A 1,643-nucleotide genomic window follows, 5' to 3' on the forward strand; every position below is an offset into this window, starting at 1 on the left:
AAGATTTACTAAAGAAAGAAAGTGAGGAAACATTGTATAACAGAGTAGGGGAAGTGCTTGAGTCTTGTGCGCATAGACTTGACACCACGCTTACTGAAGAAAAATATAAAGAGGAATATATAACTAATAACGACATAATAGTAGATTCAGTTATTGGCCAAAAAAACTCTTATCAGACTTATCTCAAAGCAATACAAAAACAAGGGTATTTTGTTTTTCACAGTGAAATCCCTATTTTAGCTTCTTTATCTAATACTGAAATCGAAGCATATTTTGAGGGTCAGGAAGGTATAACAATATATAAACCAGATATTTTTATATAAGGGTTTTGCAAGCATTTCACATAATATGAACTGCAGGATAGGAAGACTAGGAGGACTAATTAAACGCAAGTTGACCATGAGACTAGCTTAATTATCGACGCCATAGAAAAATTTAGCGGTGAGGCTAAGCTTGTCGGCGGATGAGTGAGAGACTCAATTTTGCAGCGTGATGTCCACGACATCGATTTAGCTACTAATTTGCTTCCCAATCAAACAATTAAAGCGCTAAAACTCCGTAATATAAAAACTATTCCAACTGGCTTAAAACTGCGTTCTACACTGGTTCTAAATCAAAAATCTTTTGAGATCACAACACTAAGGCATGATGTGAAATGTAATGGTAGGCATGCAAAGGTAGAATTTACCAATATTTGGCAAGCGGCTGCTTCAAGGCGCGACTTTACATCTAATGCTCTGTATGCAGATAAGCATGGCCATATATATGACTACTTTGGTGGTATAGAGGACTTAAAAGCGCGAAGGTTAAACTTTATAGGCAACGCTGAAGATAGAATTAAAGAAGACTATCTACGTATTTTAAGAGCATTTCGTTTTCATGCAAAAATATGTGTCGGAGATTTGAGTGATGAAATACTAAACGTATGCAAAAAGCATTCGCATATGATCCAAAACCTCTCTGGAGAGAGAATAAGAGATGAAATACTTAAATTGCTGAAGTGCAATGATCCTTTTCCAACACTTAAGAGCATGCAAGAATCTGATGTTTTGCAAAAGATTATCCCAAAAGAAGTAAAATGCGAAATTCTGTCTTCGTCACTTCTTTTCGGCACTGATGCGCTAGTAAAATTAGCGTTACTCCTTAGGACTACTAAAAAAATGACAGGCTAAGTCTTGGAGAATATATAATCATGTTTCTACGTCTTTCAAACAAGCAAAAGAAAAAGCTGCTATTTTTACTATCCAACGATATCAAAAACAGAACTCTCAGAAAAAGAGCAAAAAAAATACATATCTTTATTTGGTAGAGAATTATATTGTGATTTAGTGAAAATTTGTGGTGTTGAGTCTGGAGAAAATGTTGATGAATACATTTCATTTGCTAACACATTCAATATTCCAAAATTTCCTTTATCTGGCGATGATTTAATAAGTATAGGTCACCAGCCAGGAAAAAGTTTAGGTAGAAACTTGGAATTGCTAAAACAACATTGGGAAGATAGCTCCTACACTTTAACAAAAGAGGAGCTGGTGCTTTATGCTAAGAGCCTATTCTAACTGCTTTCTGACTGTTCAATGAATGTATGCTTGCAATATTAGGGGAACTCATAGAGGAATTAGGTATATGTTCTTTTTTTAGCT

2 pseudogenes are annotated in these 1,643 nt (G+C 34.9%); both read left to right on the forward strand.

Features of this window, described 5'->3' with window-relative positions:
* Positions 1-323: pseudogene (locus WGMM_RS06385) on the forward strand (hypothetical protein); the annotation flags it as partial.
* A 90-nt stretch (positions 324-413) separates the two neighbouring features.
* Positions 414-1,559: pseudogene (locus WGMM_RS00960) on the forward strand (CCA tRNA nucleotidyltransferase).
* Positions 1,560-1,643 lie beyond the last annotated feature (84 nt).

It is taken from the genome of Wolbachia endosymbiont of Glossina morsitans morsitans, from assembly GCF_000689175.1.
GTDB lineage: Bacteria > Pseudomonadota > Alphaproteobacteria > Rickettsiales > Anaplasmataceae > Wolbachia > Wolbachia pipientis.